Here is a 15768-nt window from a genome sequence, read left to right on the forward strand (position 1 = left end):
ATTCAATTGAGCGTACCTATAGTAGAGAAGATACGAGGGCAAAAGCTTATCTCTTCGCGCCAAGGGGTAGGAGCAGGATCAATCTACCTGGCGCTTTCTCTGGGAATAACTGGTGTTTTCACCTATGGATTTCAAATACTATCCGCTTATTTCCTCAAGCTAGAGGACTACGGAGTTATAGCTACTTTATGGTCAGCAACCTTTCTGGTGGCTCAGATACTTTGGATAGGTATCACTCAGACTTTGGCTAAGTACATACCAGAAAGAGAAGCTAAAGCCGAAAGCTGGCTGCCAGTACTACGAAGTGTTAGACACCTTCAATACATAATTTTGACTATCTTCGTGCTTGTAACCCTTGTTACATTTCCGCTACTGACGGAGAGAATATTTGCCCACGAGCCGATAATTACCGCTGTATTCATAATGGCAGTAGCTGGGTATTCTTTTAGCTACTTCAAAAGAGGCGTGCTTAGTGGTTACAAGAAATTCTCCCATGTAGGGCTGATGTTCATTACTGAGTCCTGTAGTCGGCTACTGCTTAGCGTAGGGTTGCTGTTGATAGGATTAGGGCTAACAGCTCCCGGCGTAGGAATAGCCATAGCTCCTTTCCTCAGCGTGCTACTGGTCAGAACAAAGATAGACGTCCCACAAGCCAGTAGCTCAGAGCACTTTAGTATTGGTAAGGCGTTCAGGTTTGCTACTCCAGTATTGATCTGCATGGCATGTGCCCAATTACTGGCTAACGGCGGACCTATAATGATCAGCGCTCTTGGAGGATCTAACGCTCAAGCACAGGCAGGATTACTGCTTGCAGGTTTGGTTCTGACCAGGATTCCTCAGTACGTATTAAGCCCTGTAATGAGCAATTTGCTCCCCCACTTGAGCGAGATGATAGCCAAGGGCGATCATAGAAAATTCAATAATTTCGTAAAGATAGCTGCTTTAGCACTTGGAGCAATAGGTGGTATTCTTGTAGCAGGATTCTGGCTACTGGGAACATTTGCTATGTCCCTTATGTACAAGCCAGAATACAGACTCAGCAGAGGGTTGTTGACTGTATTAGCGCTGGGAGCTGCATGCTACCTGTTCAATGAGTTCATGAATCAGGTGCTTTTTGCTAAATCCAGAACCAGGCTTGCATCCATGAGCTGGATACTTGGTATAGTGGTCACTCTAGCCACCACCTTAGTGATAGGCGCCGATCCTCTACATAGGGTGGCATATGCACTAGCTATAGGTACCCTCTCTACATCTATACTTCTAGTTCTAAGCCATCTAGTCACACGTCCATCGCAGATATAAAGTATTCTTGGCACACTTCGTGTTGAAGGTTATACTCATACATCAAAGGAGTTCTAATGCTAGGGCCAGGAATACCAATAGGTCGCATATTCGGTATAAGGATATACATAGATCCTAGCTGGATATTCATCTTTCTACTTGTCACTTGGAACTTAGCCGCCGGTGCATTAGCCGTCGTACATCCTGAATGGGGACCTACTACTATATGGTTAGTGGCAATTGTAGCTTCTTTGCTGTTTTTTGGATCGGTGCTTGCTCACGAGCTTGCGCACTCACTCGTTGCGAGATCTCAAGGAGTCCCGGTCCGAAGAATAACCCTCTTCATGTTCGGTGGAGTAGCAGATATAGAAAGAGAGCCTCCATCCCCTAAAGCTGAATTCCTGATCACGGTGGTGGGGCCACTAACAAGCTTGGTGATAGGTATCATATGCCTGGTGATAGGCACAGCTATAGCAGGAATATCTAACCTGTCGATATATGACCCAGAGGGCTTACTGGCCCAGCTTAATCCATTATCAACCATATTCCTGTGGCTAGGGCCCATAAACATAGTTCTTGCGGTGTTCAATTTGGTCCCAGGCTTTCCCTTGGATGGAGGTAGAATACTAAGATCTATCATTTGGGCGGTATCCGACAACTTAAGACTGGCTACAAGGATTGCGTCACTCATAGGTCAAGCAATCGGATGGCTAATGATATTAGCAGGCGTAGCGATGATATTTGGGGCGCACATACCATTTTTCGGGACAGGACTGGTTAGCGGCTTGTGGTTGATCTTTATAGGATGGTTTCTTAGCAGCGCGGCATCTCAAAGCTATAGACAGTTGGTCATACACCATATATTAGAAGGCGTACCAGTTAACAGGATCATGCGCACGGACATCCCTACGGCAAGTCCCTATATGACTATAGAAGATCTTGTGAGACTTCTGCTTATTAACTCAGACGAAAGATCTTTCCCTGTAGTTGAGGACGGCAAGCTCGTAGGACTAGTATGCATTGAGGATCTGAAGAAGGTGGCCAGGGAAGAATGGCCTATAGTGCCTGTAAGTCGAATCATGACTCCTAAGGATAAGTTAGTAACGATAGGGCCTAACGACGACCTAGCCAAAGCCTTTGAGCAACTTGCAAGAATTGACGTCAACCAACTTCCAGTAGTTGTTGGCGACACTCTTGTGGGGCTACTGCGTAGGCGTGACCTATTACGTTGGTTACAGATACATGCTCAAATAGCCAGATAATCCACTAGGCTGTTGCTTCTGCAGGTAAGCTTTCCTCTATACGTGCCCCCAAAGATCTAAGCCTCTCCACGAAGTGCTCATAGCCACGCTCTACCCACTGCACACCACTAACTTTACTTACTCCCTCAGCACACAGAGCCGCTATGATAAGTGTCGCACCAGCCCTAAGATCAGGTATGGTGAGGTTGGCAGCTCTTAGAGGTGTAGGCCCGTAGATCCGAGCTGCGTGAAAATAGTCTGGAGAATCGTCCTTCTCATTCCACTCATATCCACAATCGGGTACCGGGGGATTAAATAACTCTATATGAGCTCCCATAAGATTTAGCTGCTCTGTATATCCAAGCCTATTGGGGAATATAGTCTCATGTACTAAACTGACTCCTCTTGCCTGAGTCAAGAGGACAACAAAGGGAGCTTGCCAATCGGTCATAAACCCAGGATGAGGTCTTGTGATTACATTAACCGCGCGAAGACTCTCACCACGACGCACGCGAATGCCTTCCGGGTCTGCTTCAATCCTGCACCCAGCTTCTTTCATCTTGTCGAGTAAAGCCTGCATATGAGCAGGGTTTGCTCCTGACAGGTACAGATCGCCATCTGTAGCTGCTGCCATTATGGCAAAGGTCCCAGCCTCTATCCGATCTGGCATTACCGTGTGATGAGTGCCACCGAGCTTGCGTACTCCATCTATGACTATTGTCCTAGGTTCAACCCTCTTTATTCTGGCACCCATAGAATTCAGCATATCTATCAGATCATCAACTTCTGGCTCTTGTGCAGCATTGTATATAACTGATCTGCCTTCAGCCAACACAGCTGCCATTATCTGATGCTCTGTGCCCATATGTGAGTTCTTGTTAAATCTGTACTCGCATCCCCTCAACCTATCACAAGTAGCGTTATAATAGGCGCCATCATAATCTATACAAACACCAAAGTGCCTAAGCCCCTCTACAAGTCTATCAACTGGTCTATGCCCAATCCTGTCACCACCTGGATTAGGCACACTAGCTTCTCCACATCTAGCTAGCAAAGGTGCCATTACCACAAAAGAGGCCCTTATTTTAGCAGCTACATCAATACCAAACCTGACAGGGCGAATATCCTTAGCTCTGATCCTGAGAGTATTAGGACCATTCCAATTCACCTCTACCCCTAATGTTTGAAGCAGAGCCGACATGACGTATACATCGCTGATATGAGGCACATTAGAGAGATGTACCTCCTCCTCAGTTAGTAAAGCGGCTGCCATCATCTTAAGAGCAGCATTCTTAGCCCCTGCTATCCTAATCTCTCCTCTAAGGGGTACTCCCCCTTCTATCAGTAGCGTGTGCAAAGTAACCCCCTTTTATTAGCATGAACAATAACCTGGCTAGTTTGTCATATTATCACTATCGCGGTCAACCTAAGTAGACTATTCGCAATTTTTGCACCTAGCTAATACGTTAGCATATATCTTAGTATTCTTCCCTTAAGCCACATTCACTATGTAAGGTAAAACCCAAATTTATAACTGATTTCTTAAGTTATTAACTCTCTTCATCTCCTGCAAGATACTCTAGAAGTATTCGACTGGCACGGTCAAAATAATCTTCAGGCACCAGCAGTCGATGTATAGAGGCTACCCCTACAGCCCATCCACCTAGATGAGCTCCTACTGGCTGCACCATTACTGGTACGCCTTGTCGTCTGAGCAGCTCAGCATACATCTCGGCTAGAATGGCGTCTGGAAACGTACTGACAGCAACCAGCTTCACTTGCCTTGCTCTAACATGCTAATAAGCTCTTTAGCCTTAGAAAACTTATCTACGGAGACAAAATTAGACTGATCATAGATATAGCGAAGCCAAGGGGCACATTTCCTACCTGAAACACCAACCCATATAAGTCCTGATTTCAGATTCCTAGGAGGTATATATCTGCCCACAACTGCCCAAATACGCTCAGAGATCCAGAAAGCTAAATCCAAGCTATCAACTACCAAGCTGGCTACAGGATAACCTCCTAGATTTAGGCCGATAAATCCTTTACCGTCCCACAGCCCTCTTATAACGTGCCTGGATTCGTCATGAGATAACCCGGATATTAGCTGTATGTCGATAGATGCAGAACTACCTAAGAGGTATAAATCTTTCTCGTTCCAATGTGTGGACATGTACTAAAGCCCGGAATCAGGTCTCAACAAGATGCGGAGGAGGCATACCCGCACGCAGGTTACGCAGGTAGTTACGCACCTTACGATTTGCAGGGTCTATATCTAAAACTCGAAGGAACAATTTCTCGGCTTCGTCTCGACGCTGGTCTCGCCAAAGTAGTAAAGCCAGGCTAGTCATTATCCAAGGCTCTTCAGGATCCAAATCCAAGGCCTTATGCCAAAACCCCTCAGCTGCCTCCATCTCTCCTTTACGAGCCAGCAGTGAGGCTAATTCATGATAGGCATATGTACTCTCTGGATCTAATTCCACTGCCCTGGCGAAAGACTCTATAGCATCACTGATCATCTCCATCTCACGACAAGCCAGGCCACGCCAGAACCATGCTTCATACCAATCTGGTTCTTCCTCGAGAATCTCGGAGAGTATCTCCAATGCTCTTTCAGGATCTCCATGATTCACCAGGTAAGAAGCTTCTTCAAACATATAGTGAAGGTTCTGTACACGATCCAGCTCTTCCAGTGCAGCTCTAACTTCAGAAGAGTAGGGGCCGTTAGGATCCATCTCAAGATAGAAGTTCCACATCTCTTTGGCACGCCAAGGAGCATCCATAGCCTCATAAACGTAGCCCAGCACCCTATAGGATGGGGCATACTCCGGATCCAAACGCACTGCTTCCATGAGATGGCTATATGCCCTCTCAAGAAGTGCTTCTACCATCTCAGGCTCGCTTACAATACCTGATTCAATTAGGTTGCGATAAGCAGACGCCAGTTCAACTCTATATTCTGCCTTTTTGGGGGAAATCTCTACTGCTTGCTCAAAAGCTCGAGCTGCTTCTTCAAATCTGCCCTCGTTAGTATGTCTACGACCTGCCCTGATAAGTCTTTTGGCACGCGATTCACCATCTCTAAGATCAAAAATGGTTACCTCGCCTGAGTCGCCGTTATCAAAATAATTGTCTGACATGTTGCTCTCCAAAGGCATGAACCCTTCTCTCACGCATTATACTCTTGCTGTAACCCAAGCTCAATTGTGTAATCCAAAATGATCTGTAATGATTTTGTCGTCTTTTGGGCAAAGATACCAGCTTTGTTTGCAAAAGACACTACATGATACTCAAACTGATGTATACTGCTTCGGACTCAGGAAAAGAAGTGCTCTGTGGAGATGAAGACGGGATGCTAACACTAGATGACATACTAGAGGCTAGGGATCGTATATCTCCCTATATTGAACGAACCCCTTTGAGAGCAAGTCATACTCTAAGCAATAGATTAGGAGCAAACGTCTACCTTAAGCTTGAGATGTTCCAAACCACTGGGGCGTTCAAGGTAAGAGGAGCGTTCAATAAGATGCTCTCGCTCAGTCCTGAAGATAAGAATCGCGGAGTAGTTGCAGTTAGTGGAGGCAACCATGCTCAAGCTGTGGCTTATGCAGCTTCGAAATTAGGCATTAAGGCCACAGTTTTTATGGCTAGAAATACCCCAGAAAACTACGTAGAAGCCACCGAACACTATGGCGCGCAAGTAGTACTGACCTCTGATATATCTGAAGCATTCAAGTTGGCTGCTGAGAGACAAGCGCATGGAGAAGTCATGATACATCCGTACGCTGATAAACAGGTTATGGCCGGACAGGGCACGATAGGTTTGGAAATACTTGAGGACCTACCCGATGTCACAGATGTAATCATCAGCATAGGCGGAGGTGGTTTGATTTCTGGCGTTGCAACCGCCATAAAGAGCCAAAAGCCACATGTGCGTATCTGGGGAGTTGAGACAGCGGGAGCAGACAGCATGTCGCAAGCGCTCAAGGCGGGACACCCCGTAGAGCTACCTGCCATTACCTCTATAGCTAAGACGTTGGGAGCCCCATCGGTCTCGGAGGACACGCTCGCTATAACTCGAAAGCTTGTAGAGTTAGTGACTGTAGTAAGTGACAAGGAAGCTTTCCAGGCTTTGGAATTCCTGCTAGAAAGGACGAAAGTGCTTACAGAACCTGCAGCCTCATGTACACTTGCAGCTGCAGAAAGGCTTCGTAGCTCTTTTACACCTCAAAGCAAATTAGTATTGCTGCTATGTGGTGGTAATGTGTCCTTGGCCGATCTATGCCACTATAGAAAGATGTTCAGTGTTGAGGATAAGAAACATAGGCCCCAGTTAGAACATCACGAAATATCTTTATAGCCTGATCGTACTCACCATCGCTGATTCCATAGTGGGTTACTATACGCATCCTCCGACCACCGTAGCTGCTTATACGCAATCCTCGGCTTTCTAGCTCGGAAATAAGTTTAGGTGGAGTCCAATCAGGCGATACAAGATCAAAAGCCACCATATTAGTCTGTACCGTTTCTAGGTCCAGGCGTATACCATCAAGATCTACTATACCTTCAGCAATTTTACGTGCATTTACATGATCCTCATGAAGACGGTCTATCATCTTCTCCAGAGCTACTATGCCTGCAGCAGCAATTACCCCAGCTTGACGCATAGCTCCCCCAAGTAACTTTCTTACCCTTCTGGCCTCTCTTATGAAGTCCTCGCTACCTGCTACAATACTGCCGACAGGCGCTGACAATCCCTTAGAAAGGCAGAACTCTATGCTATCTACCGGCTTTGCCAACTCCTTTGCGGGGACTCCCAAGTAGATAGCAGCATTGAATATCCTGGCACCATCCATATGCACGGGCACATTACGTCTATGAGCTACGTCGACTACACTCTCTATCTGCTGCAAGTTAAGCACCGTCCCTCCACACCTGTTATGGGTGTTCTCAAGGCATACAAGCCCAGTTCTAGGGAAACCAAGTCGCTCGGGACGTATGGTTTCCTCCACTTCGGATGGATTTAGCTCCCCGAACCTACCGTTGCGCACAGATCGATATACTAATCCCCCAAGAGCAGCCCCACCACCACTTTCGTACCAGAGAATATGGGATTGATCTCCCATTATCACTTCTTGTCCCCTCTCACAGTGCACTAGCATTGCACATAGGTTACCCATAACGCCGCTAGGTACAAATAAAGCTGCTTCCTTACCTACAATCTCAGCAGCTAACTCCTCCAACTTGTTGACCGTAGGGTCTTCTCTGCTCTGATCATCGCCGACTTCGGCTTCCGCCATGGCCTTCCGCATCTCCTCTGTAGGTAGAGTGACAGTATCACTCCTAAGATCTATTACATGCATCTATGTCTCCTTCGAGGCATAAATTATAAACATCTCACATCATATAACTACTTTTTATGATTCCCGTTATCCCGCGCTACATTCCGTCATGCTTCTATCTTATTAGATATCCTAATAGATAGCACAAGCATCATGAATAATTGATGAGGTGAAGAACGGCATGTCCGATTGTTGCGACAGAAATACCATGAAGGGGGATATTTGCCCCTGTGATGGTATAGATCTGCTAGATGATTCTCAAAACGCTCCCCAAATTCAAACTCATCCAATAACTCGTAGACAAGTCTTAAAGTACATGGGAGGCTTCCTCCTCACGGGGTTTATTGCTGCTTGCGGGCAGGCTAGAGGGCCACAAGCACAGAAGAGCCCAGTCCCCACAAGTATAGTCAGCAGTCAGCCAACTGCTCCTTCCAGAGAAGGACTGACGAAGCTAGATCTAGCGTTTTGTAGTCAGGTGCTGTGTATACTGCCCTTCGAAGTGGCAAGACAGCAAGGATACTTTGCGGATGAGGGTTATGATGTAAACCTAATATACATGAAGGGTGGTGCACTGGCTATAAATGCTCTCATTTCAAAGAGCGTCGACTTTGTGGGTACTCCGATGGATCTAATCGTTAGATCGGTGGATCAAGGCCAGCCAGTAATGATGGTTGCTTCAACCTCCAGGTTGCCATTCTTCGCATTAGTAGTATCGCCTGGTAAGTCTTCAGAGATCACCAAGATTAGCGACCTGCAAGGCAAGAGAGTAGGAGTTAATAACCTCGGTACTACAGACGATCTTCTATTGAAGGCGCTACTAGCAAAGAACAATCTGGATCCCAATAGTACAGATAGCGTGGCACTTGGTCCAAATCTATACGACGCCCTGCTCCGGGGAGAAGTGGATGCAGGGATGGTCCAGGAACCTGCACTAACTTTACTCTCCCAAAAAGGTGCCAGAGTACTAGTAAATTTCATGGACAGGCAGCAGACAAATGAAGTGCTAGGTGGCGACTATCAGTTTATGGGGCTAAACACAAGGCCGGATGTACTTGATTCCAAACCAGATGTGGTCGAAAAGCTAGCCAGGGCGCTGGTAAAGGCTAATCAGTGGATACTGAATCACACAGGATCTGAAATCGTAAAGGCTGCCCCACAAGAGCTAGCACCTGGGGATGACATCCAAATCTTTGCAAAGGCTCTTGATAAATATAAGGAGAGCCTTTACCCAAGAGACGGCGTAATAGAAGAACAGGCAGTGAGAAGAGTAGTAGAAACCCAGAAAATCTCTGGCCTGCTAAAGAATGAGAATATAGATATAAACACACTTTATACCAATAAGTATGTGGAGGGCTAATGCAAGCAAGCACCGCCGCTACTAGAGCGGAGTTACAACCTCCTAGAGTGGTTTTCAAGAACATTACCAAGAACTTCAGGTCCAAAAATGGTGATATTTATACAGCTCTCGACGGTGTCGACCTTGAAGTGCCTGCTGGAAAGTTCGTGGCAATAGTGGGCCCATCGGGCTGTGGTAAATCTACACTGCTAAGAATGCTCTCTGGACTGGATAGGCCAACTTCTGGAGAGGTAATGATTAACGACCAAAGAGTAGCAGGCGTCATGCCCCAAACAGTAGGTTTTCTACAGCAACAGGACACTCTTCTACCATGGAAGACTGTCTTCGAAAACGTAGCTCTAGGACTTAGATTCAGAAAAGTCCCTGCTGAGGAGATCAAATCAAGAGTAGAGGATTGGCTTCGGAAGGTAAATCTGTATAGGTTTCGCAATCACTATCCAGCCCAGCTTTCTGGGGGTATGCGCAGGAGAGTGGCTATAGCCCAGACACTCATTCTTGATCCTCCCTTGCTCTTGATGGACGAGCCTTTTTCGTCGCTAGATGCGCAAACTAGATATATGATGGAGATGGACCTACTGTCATTGGCTGGATCTGGAGAACGAACTATCGTGTTCGTAACTCACGATCTAGATGAAGCCGCATCCATGGCAGACACTGTAGTCGTTTTGGCCGCTGGCCCTCACAGCAGAGTCAAGGCAATCGTCGATGTAGATATAGAGAGGCCAAGAGACCTACTTGCTATTAGATCAGATCCAAGGTTCGGTCAGATAACCCGCTTCCTATGGGATCAACTTTACGAAGAGGTGAACAAATCCTATGGCAAGTGAGCAGATATCTAACATAAGTGTCGCACAGAAGCAGGAAAGCGGGGAAAGTAAGTACCTATCTGTACACCTCCTTAGATGGGGATTGCTGCTAGTATTTTTGGCACTATGGGAGCTAGGCGCCAGAACAGGTTTTATAGATACCTACTTTTATAGTTCCCCTAGCAGGATAATAGAAACTCTCATTCAACAGTTCAGCAGTGGAGCCATATGGAAACATTTGGCAGCTACCATGCAAGCAGCTATCTTTGGGCTTATATACGGCTTCATAGCTGGCGCAGCTCTAGGGTGGCTTGCTGCCAGATTCAAGACGCTAAGCCAGATAGTAGAGCCTGTAATGACTCTCTTCAACTCAGTGCCACGCATCGTGATTGCGCCTATGATCATAATGTGGCTAGGAATAGGGATCGCCTCCAAGATAGCTGTAGCTTTTATATTGGTGTTTGTAGTGCTTTTCTTCGCCGTCTACACAGGTATTAGAGAAGTGAATAAAGATCTGATCGATCGAATCAGGCTTCTAGGAGGAAACGAGAGAGACATTATACTCAACGTCTATGTCCCCTCTGTTGCGGCATGGATCTTCTCAAGCTTGAGACTTACAGTAGGATTTGCCTTCACGGGAGCTATCGTTGGTGAGTACATGGCATCTAGTAGAGGTCTGGGCTATATGCTCAACTTTGCACAGAACAGTCAAAACGCTGACCTAATGCTGTCGACAGTAGTTCTTATAATGGCCATTATCATGCTTATATTCGCCCTTTTAGGTCGGCTTGAAGCCAGAGCCCTCATCTGGCGTGAAGATAGGTAGAAACTTTGCAAATGCAAAGTTTTATATGAGCTAGTACTTACCAGCTCATGCAGGATCTTGGGCTTGACGCTTTATTAGATTGCTTACTATTATGTTAGTGGTCGTGCTAGACGGGGAACTAGCGGTGCCCTGTACCCGCAATCCGCTATAGCGGGGTCGAATTCCCCTTCGCGGTCCGGCCCTTTAGGACTGGCTCCGCCGAGCGGTGATGATGGTTGGGTCCCACACGGCGGAAGCCCGCGAACCCCGCCAGGTCCGGGAGGAAGCAACGGTAAGCGGTCACTTCCGGGTGTTGTGGGGTAGCCTAACCGGAGCTAGCTAGCGAGAGCTAAGCTGGAGGGTCGAGATCAACAAGGGGTGCACGACCTATTTTTTTGTCCTTCATGCTCTCGTACAAATTCATGAAAGCTTTAAGGTACGTTCGGGCATATCAAAGAACTTTACCTTCAGCCTTTAGTCTGGAGCTAAGAAAGCTTGACGTTCTAGGAGCTCTAGGTGCTGTATCCTTGACTCTACTTGCGGTAGCCCACATGGTAATCAAAGGCACAGCTGTAGGGTTGGATTCAGCAGTCTTCTTCTACCCTATGTATCATTACCTAGGAAGCTCTCTAAGATCCGGAGAGATACCTGTTTGGAATCCGTTTCTCTTCTCCGGCTTCCCGTTCGCTGCAAGTCCACAATCAGGCTGGATGTACTTGCCAGCTATGGCATTTTTCACACTACTATCTTTATCAGAAGCAGCCAAAGCATACATCCTATTTCATTGGATGGTTTCCACTATCGCCATATACGTCCTCGCTCGTGAACTAGAATTATCCGTATCGGGTAGTGTACTAGCATCTATAGCCTACGCCATAAATGGCTTCAGCTATGAAAGAACAGTGTGCTGTTTTGCCTACAGTGGTATATACACATGGGTTCCTGTGGCCCTCATTGGCTGTGAGCGTGCAATCAAGACTAGAGAGCTTTTGAGTAAGTGGATTTGGATTGCAATCTCCGGCTTCTCTCTAGCACAAATCTTCTCCGCATGGCCAGGGCAAGGTTTCTACTACGGATTCCTATTGATAGCAAGCTATCTGACATTTAGGATCTTGATCTTCCCAGAACACAGAGCGGGCATTACAGCTCGCATCACACAACTAATATCAACTGGAATAATTATGGCGATATTGGCCTTTGGGCTGGGAGCCGCGGATATTCTCCCCAAGCTAAGCTTCCTAAATCAATCTAACCTTGCAAGCGGCTACACCCTACAACAATCTGGTGTACATAGCGGATGGACAGTGCTTGAATCTCTGTCCTTGCTGGGACCCACTACATGGTATTTAGGGGTTACCGTATTTTCGTTAGCATTGGCCGCCCCCTTCTTAGTGCGCACTAAGTACATGACTCCATTCTGGATAGTATGGATGTTCGCTTGCCTAGTCTTAGCCAATAGACGCCAAACTCCATTGCACCTAATTCTATACGAGCTTCTACCGATGTTCAGATCGCTCCACCCCCACGACCCTGAGCGGATAATGATGACTTTCTATATAGCGCCTTCATTACTCGCAGGATCAACGATAACGTACTTATTACACTTAGATAGGAATCGGATCAAGCGAAAGGTTTACTGGCTAATCTTGGCTCCACCGGTTCTATTAGCGCTCATAACTGCTTATGCAGCTTCACAGATGACAATATACACTTCCATCATATTGCTCGTATTCTCAATAGGGATCGGGGTGTATATAGCAAATCCGAGCGCTCAAAATAAAATACTTCTGACTTTACTAGTTTTAGCCTGCGTGTTCGCAGATCTATACATGGTTAACAACCACGTACAAGCACAGCGCCTGCAGACCCATATGGTCTATGCACTCCGAAAGGTTAATCTAGAGAATTACTATAGCCCTCCGAAAGCTGCTAAGTTTTTGAGGTCTCAAGGACCCAATTACACATTTAGGTTTTTCGGATACGACCCAAGACTGCGATGGTCCCCCGACAAAGCTGATCCAAGTATTCCTCCTCCTGGGATCCTGTATAGATATCAGTGGATGGACTACAGAACCAAAATTCTGCTAGTTAACAACCGAGCTCTCATGGTCGGTATTCAAGATCTCCAAGGATACAATCCTCTACAGCTATCGAGTTATGACTCCTTTTTGGGAATAATAAATGGCCAATCACAGGAATATAGAAGCACTTATGTCTTACAGAAAGGACTCTCTTCACCTCTACTGGATCTGCTTAACGCAAGGTATGTGATCACCCTAAGGAGCCTCGGCCCCAATTTTCCAGAATATGAATCCCTAGAGAAAAGCTCGAGATTGATATATGAGGATTCAACGATCCGTATATGGGAACGCCAGACCACATTACCTAGAGCATGGATAGTACATTCCTGGCAAAATGCCTCATACGAAGAGGTTTTGCATATATTGGCAAACAATGCTCTAGATTTCAGGAAGATAGCATTAGTAGAAGGGCTTGAAAGCCACGTACAAGACTCAGATTCTTTAGATGATGCCGTAACTATAGATCACTATTCGCAATCTAGAATAACACTAACCACTAAGTCTCACTTGCCAGGAGTGCTTATACTGAGCGAAGTTTACTATCCTGACTGGCGAGCTTATCTAGATGGAAAACCTGTAAACATCTACCGAGCATATGGCTTACTACGCGCAGTAACCATCCCAGCAGGGGAACATAAAGTAGAGTTCAGGTATGAATCTAAGTCGTTGGAGTACGGACTTATAATCTCCATAAGCTCTTACTTACTAGTAGCTTCCTTGCTACTATCGAAATTGTTAACATATGCAAAACCCAAGACTATGGTTAACCATAAGAGGTAGGAGTATTGATATTAGAAACTAGTGATCTTGAATATATCGATTGCAACTTATGTGGAAGCATTAGTCACACACTGTTTCTGCCAGCAAACACAAACTTCTCACAGATCTCAGCTAACACTCTAGCTTGTACAAGCATCTACCATAGCAAACATGGACCTATTGTGAGGTGCAATAATTGCGGCCTAATATTTGCCAATCCCAGACCGTCTCCACAGAAAATAATCGAGATCTACTCACAAGTGGAGGATCATGTATACCTTGCCGAAGAAGAGGGACGAGTAGCTACTTTCAAGAATAACCTTGCTGAGATTTCCAGATATAAAAGAAAAGGCAAGTTGCTGGATGTAGGATGCCACATCGGCACATTTTTGGATATAGCTAAAGACTATGGCTATGAGGTCTACGGGCTTGAACCATCAAAGTGGGCAGCTGAGTATTGCAGGAATAAAAGAAACATAGAAGTACAGGAATGCGGACTTTCTGAGGCAAAGCTGGAGGATAGTAGCTTTGAAGTAATAACCATGTGGGATGTGATAGAGCACCTTACAGATCCTTACAAGGAACTCATGAGAGCGAACTCACTGCTAAGAGACGGCGGCATTTTGGCAATCACCACTATAAATATAGATTCCGTGTTCGCCAAGTTATTGGGAAGGCACTATCCTTGGTACATGCTAATGCACTTGTATTACTTTACACCCGACACAATGGAGAAAATACTCGGAAAATCAGGTTTCAGAATTCTGGAAATCAAGCATCACATTAGGGTCGTTAGCCTAAGATATCTCTTCTCCAAGATGAAAGCTTACAGCCCAGCAGCTTATAGAGCTGCTCACACCGTTGCTCATCTCCTAAAAATACATGACCTTAAAGTTCCTTTGAATTTTGGAGATATCATGACGGTCATAGCCAGAAAGATATAAGTACATTGGAGAGCAAAATATTATGTCATTTCTGGTTCCGTATCTAAACAAGCTGGAACAGCTGGGAAACAAGATTAGGGTTCCGCTTGCAAGACACATGGGATTGGCAGATCTGCTAAAGCAAGCCTGGAAGGAAGCCTCGGAGGATCACCTAGGAGATTTTGCAGCCAGTCTTACATATCATGGCATATTTGCCATCTTCCCCTTTCTGACGTTTCTAATATCTATGCTTGGAATATTTGACAAAGTGCTGGGCATATTCGATACTTCTCAGCTCATAGAAGACTTCTTATCACGTCCCCAGATCAGGCAAGCCATACCAGTAGAGGTTATAGATTTCGTACAGCAACAGATAGATAGACTTATAGGTAACATAAGACCTGGAACTTTTACTACAGGTGCCGTAGTATCTATACTCCTAGCCCTGTGGGGAGTATCAGGGGCTTTTAGGTCGATCATGGAATCTCTCAATGTAGTGTATGAGATAAAAGACTCAAGACCAATCTGGAAGAAGTATCTTATATCGATAATGCTATCCATTATCGCTGTACTGCTCCTGCTGAGCGCAGGCATACTAGCGGTCTTTGGCCCTAAGATAGCAGATTGGCTGGCCCGTACCACTGGTTTAGGAACACTATTTGCTTGGACTTGGAAGATAGCTCAATGGCCCTTGCTTATACTTATAGCTCTATTAGCCTTTGCACTTATCTATCACTATGGTCCAGATATCAAGCAACCACTCAGGCTCGTGACACCAGGCTCGATCTTAGCCCTTCTTGGCTGGCTAGTTTTCACACTTATATTCTCTCTATACGTAAACAACTTCGGTAACTACAACAAGACCTACGGAACGTTGGCCGGAGCCATACTAATGATGCTTTACATGTATTACTCCTCTTACATACTCCTCATGGGTGGCGAGGTCAACCATGTCGTGGAGACCTACAGCAAGAACAGCGAGGGAGTTAAGCAACATGTATAAATAACAGTCCTCTCAGGTTTCTGCCTCCATGTGGTATACTGCCAAGGGAATGGCACAAGCTGTAGCAGTAGACACCACGAGGAGAAGAAACCTGGGACTGCTGGTTGTGGGACTGGTGGCAGCTGCCGCCATCCTCTACCTGGTGGTCTCCAACTTCTCGGCCAACA

Annotated in this window: 14 protein-coding genes and 1 other RNA gene; 10 read left to right on the forward strand and 5 right to left on the reverse strand. The window is 46.0% G+C overall.

Features of this window, described 5'->3' with window-relative positions; translation table 11 throughout:
- Nucleotides 1-6: 6 nt before the first annotated feature.
- Both N2245_RS03325 and N2245_RS03330 read left to right on the forward strand, forming a co-directional pair.
- Nucleotides 7-1302, forward strand: a complete 1296-nt coding sequence (locus N2245_RS03325; RefSeq protein ID WP_494535309.1) for a lipopolysaccharide biosynthesis protein — start codon at nt 7-9, stop codon at nt 1300-1302.
- 56 nt (nt 1303-1358) lie between these two features.
- Nucleotides 1359-2543 (forward strand): site-2 protease family protein, encoded by a 1185-nt coding sequence (locus N2245_RS03330; protein WP_494535310.1) that lies wholly within the window; start codon nt 1359-1361, stop codon nt 2541-2543.
- 4 nt (nt 2544-2547) lie between these two features.
- On the opposite strand, the gene murA is transcribed toward N2245_RS03330, so the two are convergent.
- From murA to N2245_RS03350, 4 genes are all read right to left on the reverse strand, one after another.
- A complete protein-coding gene (gene murA / locus N2245_RS03335; RefSeq protein WP_494535311.1) occupies nt 2548-3879 on the reverse strand; it encodes a UDP-N-acetylglucosamine 1-carboxyvinyltransferase in 1332 nt (443 codons plus the stop codon).
- Between the two features lie 193 nt (nt 3880-4072).
- Entirely contained in the window at nt 4073-4300 is a 228-nt protein-coding gene (locus N2245_RS03340; RefSeq protein WP_494535312.1) for a putative signal transducing protein, read from the reverse strand.
- Nucleotides 4297-4698, reverse strand: coding sequence for a hypothetical protein (locus tag N2245_RS03345; protein ID WP_494535313.1), 402 nt, complete (start codon nt 4696-4698; stop codon nt 4297-4299). Before N2245_RS03345 ends, N2245_RS03340 begins: the two co-directional genes overlap by 4 nt.
- A 16-nt stretch (nt 4699-4714) precedes the next feature.
- Nucleotides 4715-5665, reverse strand: coding sequence for a tetratricopeptide repeat protein (locus tag N2245_RS03350; RefSeq protein WP_494535314.1), 951 nt, complete (start codon nt 5663-5665; stop codon nt 4715-4717).
- A 212-nt stretch (nt 5666-5877) separates the two neighbouring features.
- Here N2245_RS03350 and N2245_RS03355 point away from each other — a divergent pair, with 212 nt between their 5' ends.
- Nucleotides 5878-6885 carry a threonine ammonia-lyase gene (locus tag N2245_RS03355; protein WP_494535315.1) on the forward strand — a complete coding sequence of 336 codons (1008 nt, stop codon included), beginning with the start codon at nt 5878-5880 and terminating at the stop codon, nt 6883-6885.
- Here N2245_RS03355 and N2245_RS03360 read toward each other — a convergent pair.
- Nucleotides 6827-7888: a GntG family PLP-dependent aldolase gene (locus N2245_RS03360; protein ID WP_494535316.1), complete on the reverse strand. Its 1062-nt coding sequence runs from the start codon at nt 7886-7888 to the stop codon at nt 6827-6829. The two genes, N2245_RS03355 and N2245_RS03360, sit on opposite strands and share 59 nt — an antisense overlap.
- Before the next feature lie 160 nt (nt 7889-8048).
- On the opposite strand from N2245_RS03360, the gene N2245_RS03365 reads away from it, so the two are divergent.
- From N2245_RS03365 to N2245_RS03395, 7 genes are all read left to right on the forward strand, one after another.
- The gene (locus N2245_RS03365) at nt 8049-9224 is read left to right on the forward strand and encodes an ABC transporter substrate-binding protein (protein ID WP_494535317.1); all 1176 of its coding nucleotides are present in this window, start codon (nt 8049-8051) and stop codon (nt 9222-9224) included.
- Entirely contained in the window at nt 9224-10051 is an 828-nt protein-coding gene (locus tag N2245_RS03370) for an ABC transporter ATP-binding protein (protein ID WP_494535318.1), read from the forward strand. The genes N2245_RS03365 and N2245_RS03370 overlap by 1 nt, the downstream gene beginning before the upstream one ends.
- Complete coding sequence (locus N2245_RS03375; protein WP_494535319.1) at nt 10041-10856, forward strand: ABC transporter permease; 816 nt, start codon at nt 10041-10043, stop codon at nt 10854-10856. The genes N2245_RS03370 and N2245_RS03375 overlap by 11 nt, the downstream gene beginning before the upstream one ends.
- A 101-nt stretch (nt 10857-10957) precedes the next feature.
- An RNA gene (gene ffs / locus N2245_RS03380) (signal recognition particle sRNA large type) lies at nt 10958-11221 on the forward strand.
- Nucleotides 11222-11257: 36 nt separating this feature from the next.
- Entirely contained in the window at nt 11258-13696 is a 2439-nt protein-coding gene (locus N2245_RS03385) for a YfhO family protein (protein WP_494535320.1), read from the forward strand.
- A 239-nt stretch (nt 13697-13935) separates the two neighbouring features.
- Complete coding sequence (locus N2245_RS03390) at nt 13936-14619, forward strand: class I SAM-dependent methyltransferase (protein WP_494535321.1); 684 nt, start codon at nt 13936-13938, stop codon at nt 14617-14619.
- 22 nt (nt 14620-14641) lie between these two features.
- Nucleotides 14642-15601 (forward strand): YihY/virulence factor BrkB family protein, encoded by a 960-nt coding sequence (locus N2245_RS03395; protein ID WP_494535322.1) that lies wholly within the window; start codon nt 14642-14644, stop codon nt 15599-15601.
- The last annotated feature ends 167 nt before the right edge of the window (nt 15602-15768 follow it).

The sequence above is a fragment of the Thermobaculum sp. T2p genome (assembly GCF_059335935.1).